Source organism: Streptomyces sp. M-16 (genome assembly GCF_052114405.1).
Lineage (GTDB): Bacteria > Actinomycetota > Actinomycetes > Streptomycetales > Streptomycetaceae > Streptomyces.
Genome location: NZ_JBFRER010000102.1, coordinates 1 through 18,503, shown reverse-complemented (window position 1 = coordinate 18,503; position 18,503 = coordinate 1). Strand labels below are relative to the sequence as shown.

The following is an 18,503-nucleotide window of genomic DNA, read 5'->3' as shown; positions in this document are numbered from 1 at the left end:
TGTCGTCGAGGGACCGGAGCGGGCCGTTCCCGTCGGTGCGGTACGCGACCGCCGGCCGCCGGAGCGGCTCCGCCTGCGGGGTACGTGCCGTCAGGGCCGCAGGCCCGCTCCGGCGGGGCGCTCCTGGCGCAGCGACTCGATCGGCATGTCCGCGACGCCGGCCCGGATGACGCCTCCGTAGGCGGCGTAGACCAGCGGGCGGGTCTCGCCGTTGACGAAGAGGAGGTGGGCAGGACCGTCTGGTGGGTACCGGCGCCGGAGGGGATGAAGCTCTGGTGGAGACCCGCGAGTTCGGTGGGTTCATCCAGCCGGATCCGCTCGGTCTCGGCGTGGACGTCGTGGATGAGGGAGTTCGCGTCGAGGTCGGTGGGGGTCAGGCGGGGTACGCGGTGGCCGCCTCCCTGGCCGGGCCTTGCGGACCTCGGCCACGATCGGCTTCTTCGTCGAGTAGTCGAGTAGACGGCGTCCCGGATGGCCCGGCCCGCTTCCTGCAGGGCCGGTAGGTCCTCCGGCCTGATCCGGCCGACGGGGGATGCGGGCATCGGTTCGGTCAGGGGGCCGTATTCGATGCCGAGGTGCTGCAGCGCGGAACAGAAGACCGTTCCGTCGGGCGCGTCGCGTCGGTCGGGAATGCGGGGGGACGCGTGCAGGTGCAGGAGGGAATGGATCGGGGCCACGTGATAGAGGTGGCTTCCCGCCACCAGCGCGTGTCCCTGCAGGCTCCGGTAAGGAAGCGATTCCCACAGGGCGTCGGCCAGTGCGGGATTGCGGTCGTCGAGTTCCGCGGTAACGGTGATGCCCAGGTCGGGCCAGGCGATCTCGATGTTCCGGGCGGATAACGTCTGGGACAGGTTCTTTCCTTCGTGCCGGGTGAAGTCAGGAGCTTTTCCATCGGGCCCGGCTCGCGCACGGGCCCGGCCCGTCGGTACGCGGATCCGCGGGGCGGCGGAATTCGGATGTTCCGGTGGTGGGTGGGCGGGGCCCGCGATCATCGCGGGCGTTCCGTGGAACCGGAACCCCGCTGTGCCCGTGTCCGGTACGGTCGGATTCGCGACTTCCGGTAGGGCGTCTTCCGGCCAGCGCTGAACCGGCGCCGCACGCTCCGGTACGGGCTCCGAGAGGGCCGCCCCGGGGCGGCCGCCCCGAGACGGTCCCCGGAATCGTCGTGGCGCCGCGCCGGGCAGGCGTCAGAAGCGCAGGGCCGCCGCGATCGGGAGGTGGTCGCTCGGCGTGCGCGTGAGGGTCCACGCCGAGACCGGCGTCAGGTCCCTGACGAGGATCTGGTCGATCCGGGCCACCGGCAGTGCCGCCGGCCAGCTGAAGCCGAAGCCCGCGCCCGCCGCCTGGGCGGGGGTGAAACGGTTCGTCACGCCCGCCAGGGCGTCGTCCTCCGTGGTGCCGTTGAGGTCCCCCATGAGTACGGTCCGTCCCCCCGGACCGGCCCGCAGTACGGCGGCCAGGCGGCGGGCCGCCGCGTCGCGCCGCCCGGTGGCGAAACCGCCCGCGCCCAGCCGGACCGAGGGCAGGTGGGCGACGTAGACGGTGACGGGCCCGCGCGGGGTGTCGGCCGTGGCGCGCAGCACCAGCCGCCACGGCACCACCGGCGTCGCGTCCACGTCGCGCAACGGGAAGGTGCTCCAGAGCCCGACCGTGCCCTCGACGGCGTGGTACGGGTGGCTCGGCGCCAGCGCCCGTTCGTACGCGCCCGTCGCGGGCGGCGTCAGCTCCTGCAGCGCGATCAGCTGCGCCCCGGACGCGGCGACGGCCCGCGCGGTGCCCACCGGGTCGGGGTTGGCGTCGTCCACGTTGTGGGTGGCCACGGTGAGGTCGGCCGGGCCGTCGCCGCTGCGGTCGCCGGCCAGGGTGCGCCCGTGGAGCAGGCCCCACACCAGCGCGGGCACCAGGACGGCGCCGAGAGCGAGGCGGGAACGCCGCAGCAGGGCGGCCGCCAGCAGCGGCACCACCAGCAGCCCGGTCCACGGCAGGAAGGTCTGTACGAGACTCCGGGCGTGCCCGGCCGCGGCCCCGCCCGGGAGCCGTTGGTGCAGCAGCATCACGAGGGCGGCGAGGACCGCGAGGGCCGCGGTGATCCCCCCGCGACGGAGGCCGGCGGGAAGACGCGGAGTTCCGGAGCGCGTGGTCACGTACGCGAGGACGCGCGTGCGCGCCGCCGGGTTCTCGCGCGACGGCGCCCCGTCACACCCCCATCGGGGCGTGCAGCTCCACGGTGATCTCCACCTCCACGGGGGCGTCCAGCGGCAGCACCGCCACCCCGACCGCGCTGCGCGCGTGGATGCCGGCGTCGCCGAAGGCCGTACCGAGGAGCTCGCTCGCGCCGTTGACCACGCCCGGCTGCCCGGTGAAGCCGGGGGAGCTGGCCACGAAGCCGACCACCTTCACCACCCGCTTCACGGCGGACAGGTCCCCGGCCACCGACGCGACGGCGGCCAGCGCGTTCAGCGCGCACCGCTGCGCCAGCTCCTTGGCCAGGTCGGCGCCGACCTCGGCCCCGACCTTGCCGGTCACCGGCAGGGCGCCGTCCACCATGGGCAGCTGGCCGGACGTGTGGACGTAGTGCCCGCTGACGACGGCCGGTACGTACACGGCGACGGGCGCGGGGGCCGGGGGGAGCTCCAGACCGGCCGCGGCCAGGCGCTCTTCGGGGGTGGTGGGGGTGGCGGTCACGACGGGCTCCTCCGGGGGAAGCGGATCAGTGTTTCGACCATGCCCGCATCCCGTGCCGAAAGCCGGTGAAAGCACTCCTCCATCAGGGTGGGATCAGGCGGCCCGCCGTCGGCGGGGGCGACCGTCCGGGTGAGCCGGATCCGCCGGCCGCCCCGATCCGCCGCCTTCCCGGATCCGCCGGCCGCCCCGATCCGCCGCCTTCCCGGATCCGCCCTCCCGATCCGCCGCCTTCCCGGATCCGCCCTCCCGATCCGCCGCCTTCCCGGATCCGCCCTCCCGATCCGCCGCCCTGCCGGATCCGCGCTCCCGGGGATCCGCCCGCCCCCGCCCCCGCCCCCTCACGGCCGCGTCACGCGCACCTGGAAGCTGCCGTCGCGCAGCTCGCCCACCACCGAGACGCTGATCCCCGTCTTCTCGTCGGTGAAGGTCTCGCCCGGCCGGTACGGGGCGTCCGACAGTTCCGCGTGCACGTTGGGCCGCCGCGTACAGCCGCCGCTCCCGCTCGCGCTGTCCGCGACCGACACCGGGCCGCGCCCGGTGTCCACCTCGGAGTCCACCTTGTAGATGAGCACGCCGGGCTTGCAGACGGCCTCGTCGTTCCCGGCCCGGGTGCGGACCTCCACGGCGTACCCGGCGCTCTCCGACAGCGGGACGAAGGCCAGCTTGGTCCCGCCCTCGACGGCCAGCGGCGACAGGACGTGGTCGCTGACCCCCGATGTGGAGGCGCAGCTGACCTGCGAGCCGTCGAGCCAGCCCAGCTTCCACTTGTGCCAGCCGAGGAGGTCGTTGTTGGCTCCCCAGTCCTCGCTCATGATGTCCCAGTGGCCAACCGTGCCGCCCCCGTCCGGGGTGTAGAGGTCGGGCAGCCCGAAGACGTGCCCGTTCTCGTGCGGGAGCACCCGGTAGCCGGTCTCACGGTAGGTGCCGGAGCCGTCGTCCTGCCGGCTGTAGACGAAGGACGTGTTCGCGAGCGGCACCCCGTCGGCCATCGGGGCCTCCCCGTTGCCGGAGAAGGTGACCGACAGGACGGTGTCCAGGGCGGACGGTCCGGCGTTCGGGGTGACCAGTATGTTGATCAGGTCGTACCGGCTGAAGTCCACCTCGGGGTCGGCGGCCCTCGCGATGTCTTCGACGAGCCGGCGGTAGCCGGGCTCGTAGGCGGAGCCCCGTTCGATCCCGTACGCCGCGAAGGGCATCGGCATCCGCAGCCAGTTCCGTATCGGAGCCTCGGCCCGGTAGGTGAGCCGCCCGTAGGAGCTGGTGCGGAACCAGTCGGAGGTCTGGGGGAAGAACTCCGCCAGCCGGTCCAGTGCCGAGCCCTCGCCCTTGGCGTCCGGGAAGTCGATCATCAGGTTCAGTGCGCGGACCTCGCCGGTCGACCGGGAGTACCCGGGGGGCGTCGGCAGGCCCTCCGACATCTGGACGCCCATGGTCCCGGCGATCCGGCAGGGTGCCAGGACGGACTCCGCGCTGGCCGCGACCGGGCCGGCGGCCGAGTGGCTGCGGCCGGATATGCCGGTGCTGGCGGTGGCGGTGACGCCCAGGGCCAGTGCCGTCAGGCCGATGTAGGCGCCGGTGCGGCAGGGTCTGCGTATCCGGTGGCGGGTCTGCGGCATGGAGATCGCCTTCGGGTCCGCGGCAGCCGGCCGGGTCCGGACTGCGCTCTGTGCGCTCACCCTCCGTCGGCCGCGGCGCACCCGCCCGTCGGAAGCGCCCAAATGAGACGAAACAGCCCAAATGTATATGTGGTCGGGGTCACACTCAAGAGTGAAATAACCGGGGACGTAATCCCCGTTTGCATGGGAGTCCCGCTAAGCGGGGACCGGCTCCCCGTTTGGCGGCGCCGATTGGCCCGTACGAGTTCCAGCCCCAGGGAGGCCCCGGATGAAGAGCTCCAGCCGTACGCCGGCGACCGCCCCCGAGGCGTGCGTGGACCTCGGCGCCCCCGCCGCCTGCTCCGYCGCGGCCCCCGGCCGGGTCCCGAAGCCGCGCGCCGACGCGGTGCGCAACCGGGAGCGGATCCTGGCGGCGGCCCGCGAGATGCTCGTGGAAACCGGCGCGGAGGCCCCGCTCGACGAGATCGCCCGCCGCGCGGGCGTCGGCAACGCCACCCTCTACCGGCACTTCCCCGACCGGGCCGCCCTCGTCCACCACGTGGTGCTCTACGTGATGGACCGGGTCACGGCCCAGGCCGAGGACTCCCTGGCCGAGGAGCCGGACGCCTTCGCCGCGCTCTGCCGCTTCACGCACGCCGCGGCCGACGAGCGGATCGGCGCCCTGTGCCCCATGCTCTCCGCCGACTTCGACCGCGACCACCCCGAACTCCTGGCCGCCCGCGACGCGTTGGAGGCGGCCGTGGAAACCCTGGTCGCCACCGGTCAGCGCGAGGGGCTGCTGCGCACCGACATCGGCGTGGGTGACCTGATGGTGGCCCTGTCCCAGCTCAGCCGCCCCCTGCCGGGGACGGACTGCATGGGCGCGGACCGCTTCGTCCACCGCCACCTCCAGCTCTTCCTCGACGGGCTGCGGGCTCCGTCCCGCTCCCAACTGCCGGGCGCCGCAACCACGTTGCAAGACCTGAGGCGTAAAACCATGTGACGCGACCGGCCGGCATCACCTAGCTTCAACACCGCATTTCGGTTCTTATCAGTTCCTTTCAGTCATTCCGCACAGTGAAGTGGGTACCCCCATGTCCAAAACAGCCGCGGCCCCCGCGCCGGCCGGCGCCGATCCCAGTCGCTGGAAGGCCCTGGTCTTCATCGCGCTGGCGCAGCTGATGGTCGTCCTCGACGCGACCATCGTGAACATCGCGCTCCCCTCCGCCCAGACCGACCTCGGCATCTCGGACGGCAACCGCCAGTGGGTCATCACCGCGTACGCGCTGGCCTTCGGCGGACTGCTGCTCTTCGGCGGCCGCATCGCCGACAAGTGGGGCCGCAAGAACGCCTTCATCACCGGGCTCGCCGGCTTCGCCCTGGCCTCCGCGCTGGGCGGCGCGGCGACCGGTGAGGCGATGATGCTCGGTGCCCGCGCCCTGCAGGGCGCCTTCGGCGCGCTGCTCGCCCCGGCCGCGCTCTCCCTGCTGGCCGTCACCTTCACCGACGCCAAGGAGCGCGCCAAGGCCTTCGGCATCTACGGAGCGATCGCGGGCGGCGGCGGCGCCGTCGGCCTGATCCTCGGCGGGTTCCTCACCGAGTACCTCAACTGGCGCTGGACCTTCTTCGTCAACATCCCCTTCGCGATCGTCGCGGCCGCCGGTGCCTGGATGGTCATCCGCGAGCCGGCCGGCTCCCGCAACAGCGCCCGCCTCGACGTCCCGGGCGTGATCCTCTCGACCCTGGGTCTGGTCTCGCTGGTGTACGGGTTCACCCGCGCCGAGTCCGCGGGCTGGTCGGACGGGATCACCGTGTCCCTGTTCATCGCCTCCGCCGCGCTGCTCCTGGCCTTCGTGGCCGTCGAGTCCAAGGTGAAGTCCCCGCTGCTGCCGCTGCGCGTGCTGCTGGAGCGCAACCGCGGCGGCGTCTACCTCTCGCTGGGTCTCGCCGTCATCGCGATGTTCGGCCTGTTCCTCTTCCTGACCTACTACCTCCAGGTCGTGAAGGGCTTCTCGCCCGTCAAGACCGGCTTCGCCTTCCTGCCGATGATCGCGGGCATGATCACGGGCTCCACCCAGATCGGCGCCCGCCTGATGACCCGCGTCGCGCCGCGGCTGCTGATGGGACCGGGCTTCCTGCTCGCCGCCACCGGCATGCTGCTGCTGACCCAGCTGGAGGTCGGCTCCTCGTACCCGGCGCTGATCCTGCCGGCGCAGCTGCTGTTGGGCCTGGGCATGGGCACCGCCTTCATGCCGGCCATGTCCCTGGCCACGTACGGGGTGAACCCGGCCGACGCCGGCGTCGCCTCGGCCATGGTCAACACCTCCCAGCAGGTCGGCGGCGCGATCGGCACCGCCCTGCTGAACACCATCGCCGCCTCGGCGACCACCGCGTACCTGACCGACCACGCGGCCCAGGCCGCGGCGGGCGGCGCGGCCGGGAAGCTGGTCCAGGCCCAGGCCATGGTGGAGGGCTACTCCGCCGCGATCTGGTGGGCCGTCGGCATCCTGGCGATCAGCGCGACCATCGCGTTCACCCTGATCACCACGGGCCGTCCCGGCTCCGGCGGTCCGGTGGCCGGCGGTGCGGGCGCCGGCTCCGAGGACGCCGGGCTCAAGGTTCCGGTGATCGCCCACTGACGGGGGCGCCGGCGGTACGGGAATGACTGAACACCCCGCTTCGTTCAAATTTGAACGAAGCGGGGTTAGTCTTTGTGGAGCGGGGCCGCACCGCCCGCCGCGGCCCCGCACCGCTGACCGAGGAGCCCCCGATGACCACCGCCACCCCCCGCATGCCGGCGCTGTACCTCAGTCACGGGGCCCCGCCGCTCGCCGACGACCCCCTCTGGCCGTCCGAGCTCGCCGCCTGGTCCGCGGACCTGCCCGGGCCGCGCGCGATCCTGATGGTCTCCGCCCACTGGGAGGAGGCCCCGCTCGCCCTCGGCGCCGTCGAACCGGCGCCGCTCGTCTACGACTTCTGGGGCTTCCCCGAGCACTACTACCGCGTCCGCTACGAGGCTCCCGGCGCCCCGGAGCTGGCCGCCTCGGTCCGCAAGCTGCTGCGGGCCCCCGGTACTCCCGTCCAGGACATCCCGGACCGCGGCCTGGACCACGGCGCGTACGTCCCGCTCGTGGAGATGTACCCGGACGCCGACGTACCGGTGCTCCAGATATCCCTGCCCACCCTGGATCCGGCCCGGCTCATGGACATCGGCCGCAAGCTCGCCCCGCTGCGCGACGAGGGCGTACTGATCGTCGGCAGYGGTTTCTTCACCCACAACCTGGCCGCCCTGCGGCACACCGGCCCCGGCGTGCCCGGCTGGTCGGCGGAGTTCGACGCGTGGGGCCGCGAGGCCCTGGGCGCCCGCGACGTGGACGCACTGCTGGACTTCCAGGCCAAGTCCCCGGCGGGCCGCCTCGCCCACCCCCGTACGGAACACTTCGCCCCGCTCTTCGTCACCCTCGGCGCCGCCGAAGCCGACCTCGGCGCCCAGCGGACCCCGGTGGACGGCTTCTGGATGGGCCTCTCGAAGCGCTCCCTCCAGTTCGGCTAGCCCCCCGGCGGGGCCCGGTGATCTCCTCGCCGACGGTGAACCCCTTGGCGGGGCCCTCCGGGACGGTGGCGCCGGACCCGTAGGCGGTCCTGACCTCGTCGGCGTAGACGGCCGCCTCGGGACCGGGCGCGCTGAGCACCGTGACGGTGCCGCCGTCGTCGTGGTCGTCGATCAGGACGTAGACGGGGATCCCGGCCCGCGCGTAGGCACGACGCTTGCGGGTGCGGTCGCGGGTGATGCCGTCGCCGCCGGGGAGACGGCCTCGACGATCAGACGGGCGGCCGAGGCGTCGATCCCGAGGCCGTCCTCGGTCGTGCTCCTCGGCGTCCTCCAGGGTGATGAACACATCGGGGATCCACGCCTCGCGGCCGTGGATGACGATCATGTCCTGGTGTGCTGCGAACTCTCCGCCGGCCGGGAATGCGTCCAAGGCGCGGCGTGCCCGGTTCGCGACCTGTCCGCGTGCGTAGCGACCCGTGGGTGACACCTCGATGAACCCCTCGATGATCTCGGCGCGGTAGCCCTCGGGGAGTTCCATGGCCTTGCCGGTGGGATATGCCGATACCTCACCCGGGCGGGTGGGGGTGGGGGTGGGGCGGGGGCGGGGGCGAGCCGGGAGCAGGAATGTCGAAAATGTTCCGGTTGTCGTGAATCCGGGTATTCGATCGTCAGTCCAGGCAACCAGGAGCCGGTACGGCCCGTCTTCAGGGGCGGAAGTGCGGCCGGGAATGGCGCCGGGGCCGAGTGGAAAGCGCCGTACGGATGTGACGGCGGTCTCACCGGCGTGGTGGCCGGGCGGGTCCGCGAGGGTGTGCGCAGCGGCCTTCGCCCCCGGCCTGACCTGCGCCTCCGCGAGTTCCCGCCACGTCTCTGTCAGCTCCGTGTAAAGAGCGGCGGGGCAGGATACTGCAAGATCTCGGAAAACAGGGACCGGCTGGGGAATTCTGTCCCGATTCCAGTCGTTGTTTCCTTCGGAAGCGGGCACTCGGGAGAGTGTCCGAGGACGCACCGCGACCGACTCACCGCATCGCAAGGGAGCACGCATGGCAACCCGCGCCGTCGCCCGTCGTCAGTCCACTAGCAGCGCCCGCGCTGTGGGCGGGGAGATCGCCGATCGCGACCTGGTCGGCATGTACCTCGACGAGATCGCGCGCACCCCGCTGCTCGACGCCGCCAGGGAAGTGGAGCTCTCGCAGATCATCGAGGCGGGCGTCTACGCCCGGCAGATCCTCGACGAGGCGACGGAGCGCGAGGGGGAGGGCCCCGCGCGCGAGGAGCCCGCGCGCGAGGAGCTGGAGGCCCTGGCCGCCGAGGGCGAGCGCGCCAAGGAAGTCTTCATCCGTTCCAACCTCCGCCTGGTCGTGGCCGTCGCCCGCCGCTATCCGCGCAGCGGACTGCCCCTCCTCGACCTCATCCAGGAGGGCAACGCCGGCCTGGTGCGCGCCGTCGAGAAGTTCGACTACGCCAAGGGCTTCAAGTTCTCCACGTACGCCACGTGGTGGATCCGCCAGGCCATCACCCGCTCCATCGCCGACCAGTCCCGCACCATCCGCCTCCCCGTTCACCTGGTCGAGGAACTCGGCCGGATCCGCCGGGTGCAGCGCGAGTTCAACCGCGAGAACGGCCGCGAGCCGGAGCACGCCGAGATCGCCGCCGAACTCGACTCCACCGAGAAGCGCGTCGGCGACGTCCTGGACTGGGCGCGTGACCCGGTCAGCCTCAACATGTCGGTGGACGACGACGGTGACACCCAGTTCGGCGACCTCCTGGAGGACACCTCGGCGATCTCGCCCGAGCAGTCCGTGCTCTCGCTGCTGCGCAGCGAGGAACTGGAGGACCTCCTCGGCAAGCTGGACCAGCGCACGGCGTCCATCATCAAGATGCGGTACGGCATCGAGGACGGCCGCGAACGGACCCTGACGGAGGTCGGCAAGCAGCACGGCCTCACCCGTGAGAGGATCCGGCAGATCGAGAAGCACGCGCTGCTCGAACTCAAGCGCATGGCCCGCGACACCGGCTTCGACGCCGTGGCCTGACCGGCCCGCGTCCAGCCCCCCGGACGAGCCCCGGCACCTAACCCCCCCCAGGTGCCGGGGCTCCCTCATTCCCGCCCCGCGCCGTCCCCGTCCGGGTCGCCCGCCCCGGCCCCCACCCCTGCCCCCGCCGCCAGCCGGCCGGCCAGCGTCCGCGCGCTGCGCGCCAGGAATTCCGGCCCGCGCACCGTGAACGGCACCCCCGTCAGCGCCAGCCGCGCCGCCACCCACTCCGGGGCGTCCCCGCTCTCGAAGCGCACGAAGGAGCCCTCCCCCTCCGCCTCGGCCGTCTCGCGCAGCCACCCCGGCAGTTCCCGCGGCGGCGCGGCGAAGGACACCTCGACCGGGTACGTCTCCCCGCCCCGCAGCCCGCGCCGCACGAACGCGGCCGCGTCCATGGGCAGCTCCCGCGGGGCGAACCGGGCCCCCGTCGCGAACGGTTCGCTCACCCGGTCCACGCGGAAGGTCCGCCAGTCCTCCCGCTCCAGGTCGTAGGCCACCAGGTACCACCGGCTGCCCGTACTGACCAGCCGGTACGGCTCCACCAGCCGCCGCGAACCGGCCCCGTCCCGCGCCCGGTAGGCGAACCGCAGCCGCTCCGGGCCGGCCACCGCCCCCGCCATCGTCGTCAGCGTGCGCGGGTCCACGCTCGGGCCGTCGCCCCGCGTCAGCGCGACCGTCGCCGACTGCAGGGCGCCCACCCGGTGCCGCAGCCGGGCCGGAAGGACCTGCTCCAGCTTCGCCAGGGCCCGTACGGAAGCCTCCTCCACCCCCTCGATCGCGTGCCCGGCGCCCGCCCGCAGCCCCACCGCGATCGCCACCGCCTCCTCGTCGTCGAGCAGCAGCGGCGGCATCGCGGCGCCCGCCACCAGCCGGTACCCGCCCTCCGCGCCCCGCGAGGCCTCCACCGGGTACCCGAGGTCGCGCAGTCGCTCGATGTCCCGCCGGATCGTCCGCGCGCTCACCTCCAGCCGGGCCGCCAGCTCGCTGCCCGGCCATTCGCGGGGGGTCTGGAGCAGGGACAGCAGGGTGAGCAGCCGGGCAGGGGTGTCGTTCATGGACCCAGATTGCCAGCGAATGCGGACACCATCTGACCTACATCCCGTCTAGGTTTCTCTCCATGAGCACCGAGACGTCCAAGACATCGCCCGAAAGAACGAACGGGCCCGTACGAGAAGAGCGGAACGCCACCCCGGCAGAAGCAACCGGCTCACCCGTCGACCCGCGCCGCTGGCTGGCGCTCGCCATCGTGATGACCGCGGCCTTCATGGACCTGGTCGACGTCACGATCGTCAACATCGCGATACCGAGCATGCGCCAGGACTTCGGCGCCTCCACCAGCGCGATCCAGTGGATCACCGCCGGGTACGCCCTCGCCTTCGCGGCGGGCCTGATCACGGGCGGCCGTCTCGGCGACATCTACGGGCGCAAGCGCCTCTTCCTCATCGGGGTCGCCGGCTTCACGGCCGCCTCGCTGCTCTGCGGCATCGCCGCCGACCCCTCCATGCTCGTCGCCTCCCGCATCCTCCAGGGCGCCATGGCGGCCATGATGGTCCCCCAGGTCCTGGCGATCGTCCACGTCACCTTCCCGCCGTACGAGCGGGGCAAGGCCTTCGGCATGTTCGGCGCGATCATCGGCCTCGGTGCCGTCTCGGGCCCGATGCTCGGCGCGCTGCTCACCGAGTGGAACATCTTCGGCCTCGAATGGCGCCCGATCTTCCTGATCAACCTGCCCGTCGGCATCGCCGCCATCCTCATGGGCCGCAGGTTCATCACCGAGTCCAAGGCCCCCAAGGCCCTGCGCCTCGACCTGGTCGGCGTCGTGCTCGCCACCCTCGCGCTGGTCATGCTGATCTTCCCGCTCACCCACGGCCGGGAGAACGACTGGCCGCTGTGGGGCTTCGTCTGCATGGGCCTGGCGCCCGTCGTCTTCGCCGCGTTCGTCCTCTACGAGAAGTACAAGATCCGCAAGGACGGTTCCCCGCTCGTCGAGCTGTCCCTCTTCAAGGTCAAGAGCTTCGCCGGCGGTATCGCCGTCCAGCTGACCTTCGGCATCGCGACCGGCATCTTCTTCCTCGTCTGGACGCTCTACATGCAGATGGGCCTCGGCTGGAGCGCCCTGCGCGCGGGCACCACCGGCATCCCCTTCTCGATCGCCGTCTCGGCGGCCGCGGGCATCTCCGTCCAGAAGCTCGTCCCGCGCTTCGGCCGCAAGGTGCTCCAGGCGGGCGCGCTGCTCATGGCCGCCGGTCTGCTCCTCTACATCTGGGAGTCCGACCACTACGGCATGGGCATCGCGTCCTGGCAGATGGCGGCCCCGCTGATCGTCATGGGCCTGGGCATGGGCCTGATCGTGGCGCCGCTGACCGACACCGTGCTCTCCCAGGTGCCGCGCGAGCACGCCGGATCGGCCTCCGGCCTGATCAACACCACAGGTCAGATGGGCAACGCCCTGGGCCTCGGCCTGACCTCCGTCGTCTTCTTCGGTGTGCTCGACGACGACATGATCTACGGTCCGCCCTACGTCGAGGCCTTCCGCAGCGCCCTGTGGTGGGTCGTGGCGGTCCTCGTCCTGATCTTCGCGGTGATGTTCCTGCTGCCGCGCAAGCAGGTCTCGATGGCCGACCAGCAGCGCGAGTACGAGAACGGGAGCGGCGGCGAGGGCGCGGTCGCACCGGCCCCGGCCCCGGCCGCCTAGGCTCCGTCCCGCGCACGGACATGCCCGCCCTTGAGGGCGGGCATGTCCGTTTAGCTTGGTTTTATCCCCCATGTGCGGGTACCGTCGGAGCCGAGGTCACGCAACCGGGCATCGAACGGACGTAAACCCACATGTACGCACCCGAGCGTCAACAGGAGATCCTGCGCCTCGCGCGCGAAGCCGGACGGGTCGACGTGCTCTCCCTCGCCGAGCGGTTCCAGGTCACCTCCGAGACCGTCCGCCGCGACCTCACCGCCCTCGACCGCGCCGGACTGCTGCGCCGGGTGCACGGCGGGGCCATCCCGGCGGGCCGGCTCGGCTTCGAGCCCGACCTCACCTCCCGCGAGACCGCCGCCCCCGACGAGAAGGACCGCATCGCGGCCGCCGCCCTCGCCCGGCTCCCCCTCGGCGGCAGCGTCATCCTCGACGCCGGCAGCACCGTCGCCCGCGTGGCGGCCGGAATGGCCCGCATCGAGACGCTCGCGCTCACCGTGGTCACCCACGCCCTGCCCGTCGCCGCCGGACTCGCCGACCACGCCGGCGTCGACCTCCACCTCGTCGGGGGCCGCGTCCGCCACCGCACCCTCGCGGCCGTCGACGCCTGGGCCCTGCGCGCCTACTCCGAGATCCGCGCCGACGTCCTCTTCCTCGCGACCAACGGCTTCACCGCCGAGGTCGGCCTGACCACCCCCGACCCCGCCGAGGCCGCCGTCAAACGGGCCGCGATCGCCGCCGCCCGCCAGGTGGTGCTCCTCGCCGACTCGGCCAAGGCCGGCCAGGAGCGCTTCTCCCGCTTCGGCTCCTTCGCGGACGTGGACGTCCTCATCACCGATACCGGGCTCGACCCGGCCCACCAGGCCCCGATCGAGGCCGCCGGTACGGAAGTCGTGCTCGTATGATCCTCACCGTCACCCCCAACCCCTCCCTCGACCGGACCTACGAAGTCCCCGCGCTGGTCCGGGGCGAGGTGCACCGCGACGCCGCGGACCGGGTCGACCCCGGCGGCAAGGGGGTCAACGTCGCGCGGGCCGTCGCCGCGGCCGGCGTGCACGCCACCGCCGTCCTCCCGCTCGGCGGCGCCCCCGGCGCCCTGCTCGCCGAACTCCTCGGAGCCCAGGGCGTGGACGTCACCGCCGTCACCATCGCCGGAACGACCCGGTCGAACATCGCGGTCGCCGAACCCGACGGCACCCTCACGAAGATCAACTCCGAGGGTCCGGAGCTCACCGCGGCCGAGTCCGCCCTCCTCCTCGACACCGTGCGCACCTCCTCGGCCGACGCCGCCTGGATCGCCTGCTGCGGCAGCCTCCCGCGCGGCCTGGAGCCGCAGTGGTACGCCGAGATCGTCACCCGCGCCCACCAGGCGGGCGCCCGCATCGCCGTCGACACCTCCGGGGCGGCCCTGCTGGCCTCCCTGAAGGCCCGCCCCGACGTCGTCAAGCCCAACGCGGCGGAGCTCGCCGAAGCGGTGGGCCGCCCCCTGGCCACCCTGGGGGACGCGGTCAAGGCCGCCGAGGAACTGGTCGGCCTCGGCGCGAGCGCGGTCCTGGCCTCCCTCGGCGGACACGGCCAGCTCCTGGTCTCCCGGGACGGGGCCTTCCACGGCACCGCCCCCGTCACGGCGGTCCGCAGCGACGTCGGCGCCGGCGACGCCTCCCTGGCCGGCTTCCTGATCGCGGGAGGCACGGGCCCCGCCGCCCTCGCCAGCGCCCTGGCCCACGGGGCGGCCGCCGTACAGCTCCCGGGCAGCGCCATGCCCACGCCCGCTGACCTGCGCCCGGACGCGGTCCGTGTCACCGCCGACCCGCCACTGGACCTCCCCCTGACCGGAGCCTGACCGGAGGCGGACCGGGCCGGAGGCGGGGGAGTCCGGCCCGGGGCCAACGGACCCCGGGGCTAACGCACCCGGGTCCGCAGCTTCATCGCCCCGCGCGCGGCGGCCTCGCTCTCGTAGACCTCGCACATGTGGCGGCCGTCCGGCGTGGCCGTGTGCTCGACCTCCCACAGGCTGAGCTCCGTCCCGTCGAGCAGCACGAAGGAGTGCTCGTACAGGCTGAAACCGGCGTCCCGGCCGTCGGCCAGGCTCTGACGGCCGCCGAACGCCTGGGTGATCTGGTGCGCGTAGGCCGAGCGCAGCAGCGCCGCCACCCGCTCCCCGGGGCGGTCGGCGTTCTCCGCGCGGCGCAGCACCCGGCGGGCGTGGTCGGCGGACTGCTCCACCGTGTACTCGCGGTGCCGCTCCCGCGGCGCCGAAGCGGCGAACAGGGCGCCGAGGAGCGCCAGATCGCCGTCGGCCCCGTCCTCGTCCCCGCAGTCCCCGAGCGGTGACAGCACGGCGTCCGACGGGGTCTCACCGAAGATCCGGGCCACGGCGAGCCGGAGCCCGTCCTTGCCCGCGTACACCTCGCACCGGGTACTGCGGTCGCCCTTCAGCCGGTAGGCCAGCTCCCAGAGGGAGACGGCGGCGCCGTCGGGCAGCAGGTAGGTGTGCCGGTGGGTCTCCCGCCACAGCCCCGCCGACGGGCTGTGGTGCGTGGTGTACAGCGAAGAGCTGTGGGCGAGTGCCGCCCCCAGGCGCTCGACCAGCGGGTCCGGGAGGTCGAAGGAGTTGAGGGCGCGGCCCAGGAGTCGGTCGAGGTGCGCCTCGGTTGTCTCGTACGGATCGCTCAAGGTGGGTCTCCAGGCCGTCGCAGCTTGTCACTTCGCGGAAGCACAACGTAGCCCCTGGCTCTGACATCACGTCCGGGGTTCGGTAAAACGTCCGGGAAGTATCAGGGGTTCCCACCACACCTTCAGGTCAACTTGCGCACGTCTGGGCGGGGTTGGTGCCGCTATGTGGCGATCGGGGGGAATATGGGCGGCATGGCAACGAATACAGTGAGCGTCCCGCGCCAGCAGCGCCGCTCCGGCAACCGCCCCGAGGGCGAACCGGCCCCGCCGTCAAAGGCGTTGGCCTGGCTGCTGGCCGTCACCGGGGCCGCCGGGCTGCTGGCCTCCTGGGTGATCACCCTCGACAAGTTCCTCCTGCTGGAGGACCCGGACTTCAAGCCCGCGTGCAGCCTCAACCCGGTGGTCTCCTGCGGCAGCGTGATGAAGAGCGAGCAGGCCGCCGCGTTCGGCTTCCCCAATCCGATGCTCGGGCTGGCCGGCTACGCCGTCGTGGTCTGCGTGGCCGCGGGCCTGCTGGCCGGGGCCCGCTACCGGGGCTGGTTCTGGCTGGGACTGAACGCCGGCACCCTCTTCGGCACCGGCTTCTGCGCCTGGCTGATGGTGCAGTCGCTCTACGAGATCAACGCCCTGTGCCTGTGGTGCTGCCTGGCCTGGACGGCGACGCTGCTGATGTTCTGGGCGGTCACGGCGTACAACGTCCGTACCGGGATCCTGCCCGCCCCGGGCCCGCTGCGGACCTTCTTCGCCGACTTCGGCTGGGCGCCGCCCGCGCTGCACCTGGGCGTGATCGGCATGCTGATCCTCACCCGGTGGTGGGACTTCTGGACGGCCTGACCCGGCGGCTCCGCACGTGCGGGGGCCCCGGCGGCTGGACGCCGCCGGGGCCCGTCGTTCGCTCCACGGGCGCCGTGGCCCTGACGCGGAAGGGGGAGCGGGAAATCAGCTGTTGGCGGAGAGGTTGCCGGACAGGACCGGGATGTTGTCCAGGATGTGCGAGAGCGGCTCGTCGCCCTTGGCCTGGGTGGAGTTCTCGGTGCACTGCTGGTTCTGCGGGTTGGACAGGACGTTGATGTCCTGGACGCCGATGTTGAGGGCGGCGATCAGCGACTGGGCGTTGACCTTGGCGGGCAGGCCGATGCAGGGCTTGTTCAGGGTGCCCTGGACCAGGCCGAGCTGCGGGCTCAGGTCGCCCTCGGTCTTCTGGTTGCCGTAGATCTGGGAGGCGCCGTTGCCGTTGACGGTGTTGATCCCGTTGTCGTTGCCGATGGCCATGGCCGGGGTCGCGATGGCGGCGCCCGCCCCGACGGCGACGGCGGAGACCGCGGCGGCGGTCATGATCTTCTTGAACATCACAGGTCCTTTTTTCGCACGGGTGCCCACGGGTGGAGCGCCCTGGTCAACTGGCCCGTCGGGGGGTTGGTTCCGCCCCTTCACTCAATCGGCCCGTTCGCGCGGCGCTTTTCCCCGGCCCGGGTGAGGCCGTTCCGGACGCCTGCGCGAAGCCCGTACGCAGCCCCTGCGACCGGCCGCGCGCCCAGGTTCCTGTTGCGCTCCGTACGAGGTGTTCGCACGGTGGGTGAAGAAGCGGATCAATCTGTTCCGCTTTCGTGCGACCACGGAAGGAAACTCCATGCACCGCACCAAGCCGTCCCGTGCCCGCGTCCTCGTCCCGTCGGCCCTCGCGGTCGTCATACTGTCCGGCGCGGCCGCTCCCGCGGGCGCCGCGGACGGTTCCGGTGCCGCCGTCACGGAACGGGTGGCGTCCGTGCAGCGGCAGGTGGAGAAGATCGAGGAGCGGGTCGCGGCCGGCCCGATCGACGACCTCCTCGCCGGCCTCACCAAGACGCTGCAGGACCTCCTCACGTCCCTTACGGGCCTGCTGCCCGCCGGGGTGAACCTGCCGCCGATCCAGCTGCCGAAACTGCCCGCCCTGCCGGACATCCCGGGTCTGCCGGATCTCAAGCTCCCGCCGATCGAGCTTCCCAAGCTCCCGGTCACGGTTCCGGCCCTGCCGGCGACTCCGGCCGTGCCCCCGGTGGACGCCCTGGTTCCCGCGATCCCGGCGATCCCGGCCATTCCCGACATTCCGCTCCGCAACTAGCGCGCGCAGACCGCGGGTTCCGGGTCCGATGGTTACGACTATTGGGCTGAACAGGTCAGATCCGGCCCGGAACCGTGTCGTCTCGGGTGGTGGACCGTTTCGCTCGGTGTGAGCCCCGGGATCGGGGCAGGACATCGAAGAGAAGGTGCACTTCCCATGAACTCTGCTGCCAAGAAGGCCGCCGTGGCCCTGGCCTCCGCCGGTCTCGCCGTTGCCGGTGCCGCGGGCGCCGCGTCCGCCGACTCCTCGGCCGAAGGCGCGGCCGTGGGTTCCCCCGGTGTTCTCTCGGGCAACCTGGCCCAGGTCCCGGTCCACATCCCGGTCAACGTCTGCGGCAACTCCGTGAACATCATCGGCCTGCTGAACCCCGCGTTCGGCAACATCTGCGTCAACGACTGACGTACGTCCCAGTCGGCGCCACACGACCGTGGGCGCCACCGGCCTCGCCGGTGGCGCCCACGGTCATGTCCGGGACCGGTTCACTGGCCGCCGTTGAGCTTCACCCCGCCGAGCAGCGGGGAGGCCTGGGTGGCGCCGTTCGCCAGACCGAGGACCTCGCCGGGGGCGTTGTTGCGGATGGTGTTGACCTTCTGGACGGTACCGACGGCCTTGTCGACCGTCTGGCCCTGCTCGGCCAGCCCGTTGCCGACCGTCTGGGGGAGCGACTCGCTGACGGGACCCGCGGCGTTCAGCACCTCGGTCAGCCCGCCCGTCGCGCTCATGGGGGGCATGGAGGCCGGGGCGTCGGCGGCGAAGGCGGGGGTCGCGGCGCCGAGGGCGGCGACGGAGCCGACGACGACAGCGGCGACCTGGGAGAGCTTCATTATCGAAATCCTCTTCTTTTCGTGGGCGGAGGCATCGGCGGCGCCCGTCGCGCCGCTTTCGCCCTGGGTAACGATTACCCGCCGCCGCGGAAACGCGGACGGGCGCACGGCAGCGGCCGGAGAATCCGTCAAGGGATTCTCCGGCCGATATTTCTTCCGATTCTTCTGATTACCGGTATTCCCGGTCAGGCGATCCGGGACCGCCGGTACAGGATCGCGCCACCGAGGACCAGGGCCGTGGCGAGGGCCGCCGCGGCTCCGGCCTGGCCGGCCCCGGTCGCGGCCAGCTCCGGCGCCGTGGCGCGGGCGGGTGCCGGAGCCGTCGCCGGGACCGGCGCGGGCGC

Annotated in this window: 18 protein-coding genes; 10 read left to right on the top strand and 8 right to left on the bottom strand. The window is 72.5% G+C overall.

Annotation, left to right across the window (positions count from 1 at the left end; genetic code table 11):
- Positions 1–1,187 precede the first annotated feature (1,187 nt).
- From AB4039_RS32520 to AB4039_RS32510, 3 genes are all read right to left on the bottom strand, one after another.
- A complete protein-coding gene (locus tag AB4039_RS32520; RefSeq protein ID WP_266839642.1) occupies positions 1,188–2,144 on the bottom strand; it encodes an endonuclease/exonuclease/phosphatase family protein in 957 nt (318 codons plus the stop codon).
- Between the two features lie 52 nt (positions 2,145–2,196).
- Positions 2,197–2,685, bottom strand: a complete 489-nt coding sequence (locus AB4039_RS32515; RefSeq protein ID WP_442272469.1) for a RidA family protein — start codon at positions 2,683–2,685, stop codon at positions 2,197–2,199.
- A gap of 338 nt (positions 2,686–3,023) precedes the next feature.
- Complete coding sequence (locus AB4039_RS32510) at positions 3,024–4,301, bottom strand: M6 family metalloprotease domain-containing protein (RefSeq protein WP_442272468.1); 1,278 nt, start codon at positions 4,299–4,301, stop codon at positions 3,024–3,026.
- Positions 4,302–4,569: 268 nt separating this feature from the next.
- Here AB4039_RS32510 and AB4039_RS32505 point away from each other — a divergent pair, with 268 nt between their 5' ends.
- The 3 genes from AB4039_RS32505 to AB4039_RS32495 all read left to right on the top strand — a co-directional run bounded on the left by AB4039_RS32505 (position 4,570) and on the right by AB4039_RS32495 (position 7,833).
- Positions 4,570–5,283 (top strand): TetR/AcrR family transcriptional regulator, encoded by a 714-nt coding sequence (locus tag AB4039_RS32505; RefSeq protein WP_442272467.1) that lies wholly within the window; start codon positions 4,570–4,572, stop codon positions 5,281–5,283.
- Positions 5,284–5,374: 91 nt separating this feature from the next.
- Positions 5,375–6,919, top strand: a complete 1,545-nt coding sequence (locus tag AB4039_RS32500; protein WP_266839636.1) for an MFS transporter — start codon at positions 5,375–5,377, stop codon at positions 6,917–6,919.
- Positions 6,920–7,050: 131 nt separating this feature from the next.
- On the top strand, positions 7,051–7,833 hold the full coding sequence (locus tag AB4039_RS32495) for a dioxygenase family protein (RefSeq protein WP_442272466.1): 783 nt from the start codon (positions 7,051–7,053) through the stop codon (positions 7,831–7,833).
- Here the strand turns inward: AB4039_RS32495 and AB4039_RS32490 are convergent.
- On the bottom strand, positions 7,736–8,371 hold the full coding sequence (locus AB4039_RS32490) for a Uma2 family endonuclease (RefSeq protein WP_442272465.1): 636 nt from the start codon (positions 8,369–8,371) through the stop codon (positions 7,736–7,738). The two genes, AB4039_RS32495 and AB4039_RS32490, sit on opposite strands and share 98 nt — an antisense overlap.
- A 505-nt stretch (positions 8,372–8,876) precedes the next feature.
- Between AB4039_RS32490 and AB4039_RS32485 the strand changes: the two genes are divergently transcribed.
- Positions 8,877–9,869 (top strand): sigma-70 family RNA polymerase sigma factor, encoded by a 993-nt coding sequence (locus tag AB4039_RS32485; protein WP_266839630.1) that lies wholly within the window; start codon positions 8,877–8,879, stop codon positions 9,867–9,869.
- Between the two features lie 65 nt (positions 9,870–9,934).
- Here AB4039_RS32485 and AB4039_RS32480 read toward each other — a convergent pair whose 3' ends face one another.
- Positions 9,935–10,924, bottom strand: a complete 990-nt coding sequence (locus tag AB4039_RS32480) for a helix-turn-helix transcriptional regulator (protein ID WP_442272464.1) — start codon at positions 10,922–10,924, stop codon at positions 9,935–9,937.
- Between the two features lie 62 nt (positions 10,925–10,986).
- Between AB4039_RS32480 and AB4039_RS32475 the strand changes: the two genes are divergently transcribed.
- The 3 genes from AB4039_RS32475 to pfkB all read left to right on the top strand — a co-directional run bounded on the left by AB4039_RS32475 (position 10,987) and on the right by pfkB (position 14,401).
- The gene (locus AB4039_RS32475) at positions 10,987–12,564 is read left to right on the top strand and encodes an MFS transporter (RefSeq protein WP_442272463.1); all 1,578 of its coding nucleotides are present in this window, start codon (positions 10,987–10,989) and stop codon (positions 12,562–12,564) included.
- A 131-nt stretch (positions 12,565–12,695) separates the two neighbouring features.
- Positions 12,696–13,463: a DeoR/GlpR family DNA-binding transcription regulator gene (locus tag AB4039_RS32470; protein WP_442272462.1), complete on the top strand. Its 768-nt coding sequence runs from the start codon at positions 12,696–12,698 to the stop codon at positions 13,461–13,463.
- The gene (gene pfkB / locus AB4039_RS32465; RefSeq protein ID WP_442272461.1) at positions 13,460–14,401 is read left to right on the top strand and encodes a 1-phosphofructokinase; all 942 of its coding nucleotides are present in this window, start codon (positions 13,460–13,462) and stop codon (positions 14,399–14,401) included. Before AB4039_RS32470 ends, pfkB begins: the two co-directional genes overlap by 4 nt.
- A gap of 59 nt (positions 14,402–14,460) precedes the next feature.
- Here pfkB and AB4039_RS32460 read toward each other — a convergent pair whose 3' ends face one another.
- A complete protein-coding gene (locus AB4039_RS32460; protein WP_266839622.1) occupies positions 14,461–15,234 on the bottom strand; it encodes a DUF6227 family protein in 774 nt (257 codons plus the stop codon).
- Between the two features lie 192 nt (positions 15,235–15,426).
- Between AB4039_RS32460 and AB4039_RS32455 the strand changes: the two genes are divergently transcribed.
- Positions 15,427–16,068, top strand: coding sequence for a vitamin K epoxide reductase family protein (locus AB4039_RS32455; RefSeq protein ID WP_442272460.1), 642 nt, complete (start codon positions 15,427–15,429; stop codon positions 16,066–16,068).
- A gap of 105 nt (positions 16,069–16,173) precedes the next feature.
- Here AB4039_RS32455 and AB4039_RS32450 read toward each other — a convergent pair whose 3' ends face one another.
- Positions 16,174–16,584 (bottom strand): rodlin, encoded by a 411-nt coding sequence (locus tag AB4039_RS32450; protein ID WP_266839618.1) that lies wholly within the window; start codon positions 16,582–16,584, stop codon positions 16,174–16,176.
- 280 nt (positions 16,585–16,864) lie between these two features.
- Between AB4039_RS32450 and AB4039_RS32445 the strand changes: the two genes are divergently transcribed.
- Together AB4039_RS32445 and AB4039_RS32440 are read left to right on the top strand one after the other, a co-directional pair.
- The gene (locus tag AB4039_RS32445) at positions 16,865–17,335 is read left to right on the top strand and encodes a hypothetical protein (protein ID WP_266839616.1); all 471 of its coding nucleotides are present in this window, start codon (positions 16,865–16,867) and stop codon (positions 17,333–17,335) included.
- A gap of 156 nt (positions 17,336–17,491) precedes the next feature.
- Positions 17,492–17,734: a chaplin gene (locus tag AB4039_RS32440; RefSeq protein ID WP_266839614.1), complete on the top strand. Its 243-nt coding sequence runs from the start codon at positions 17,492–17,494 to the stop codon at positions 17,732–17,734.
- Between the two features lie 80 nt (positions 17,735–17,814).
- On the opposite strand, the gene AB4039_RS32435 is transcribed toward AB4039_RS32440, so the two are convergent.
- Entirely contained in the window at positions 17,815–18,159 is a 345-nt protein-coding gene (locus AB4039_RS32435) for a hypothetical protein (protein WP_266839612.1), read from the bottom strand.
- Positions 18,160–18,503: the final 344 nt, after the last annotated feature.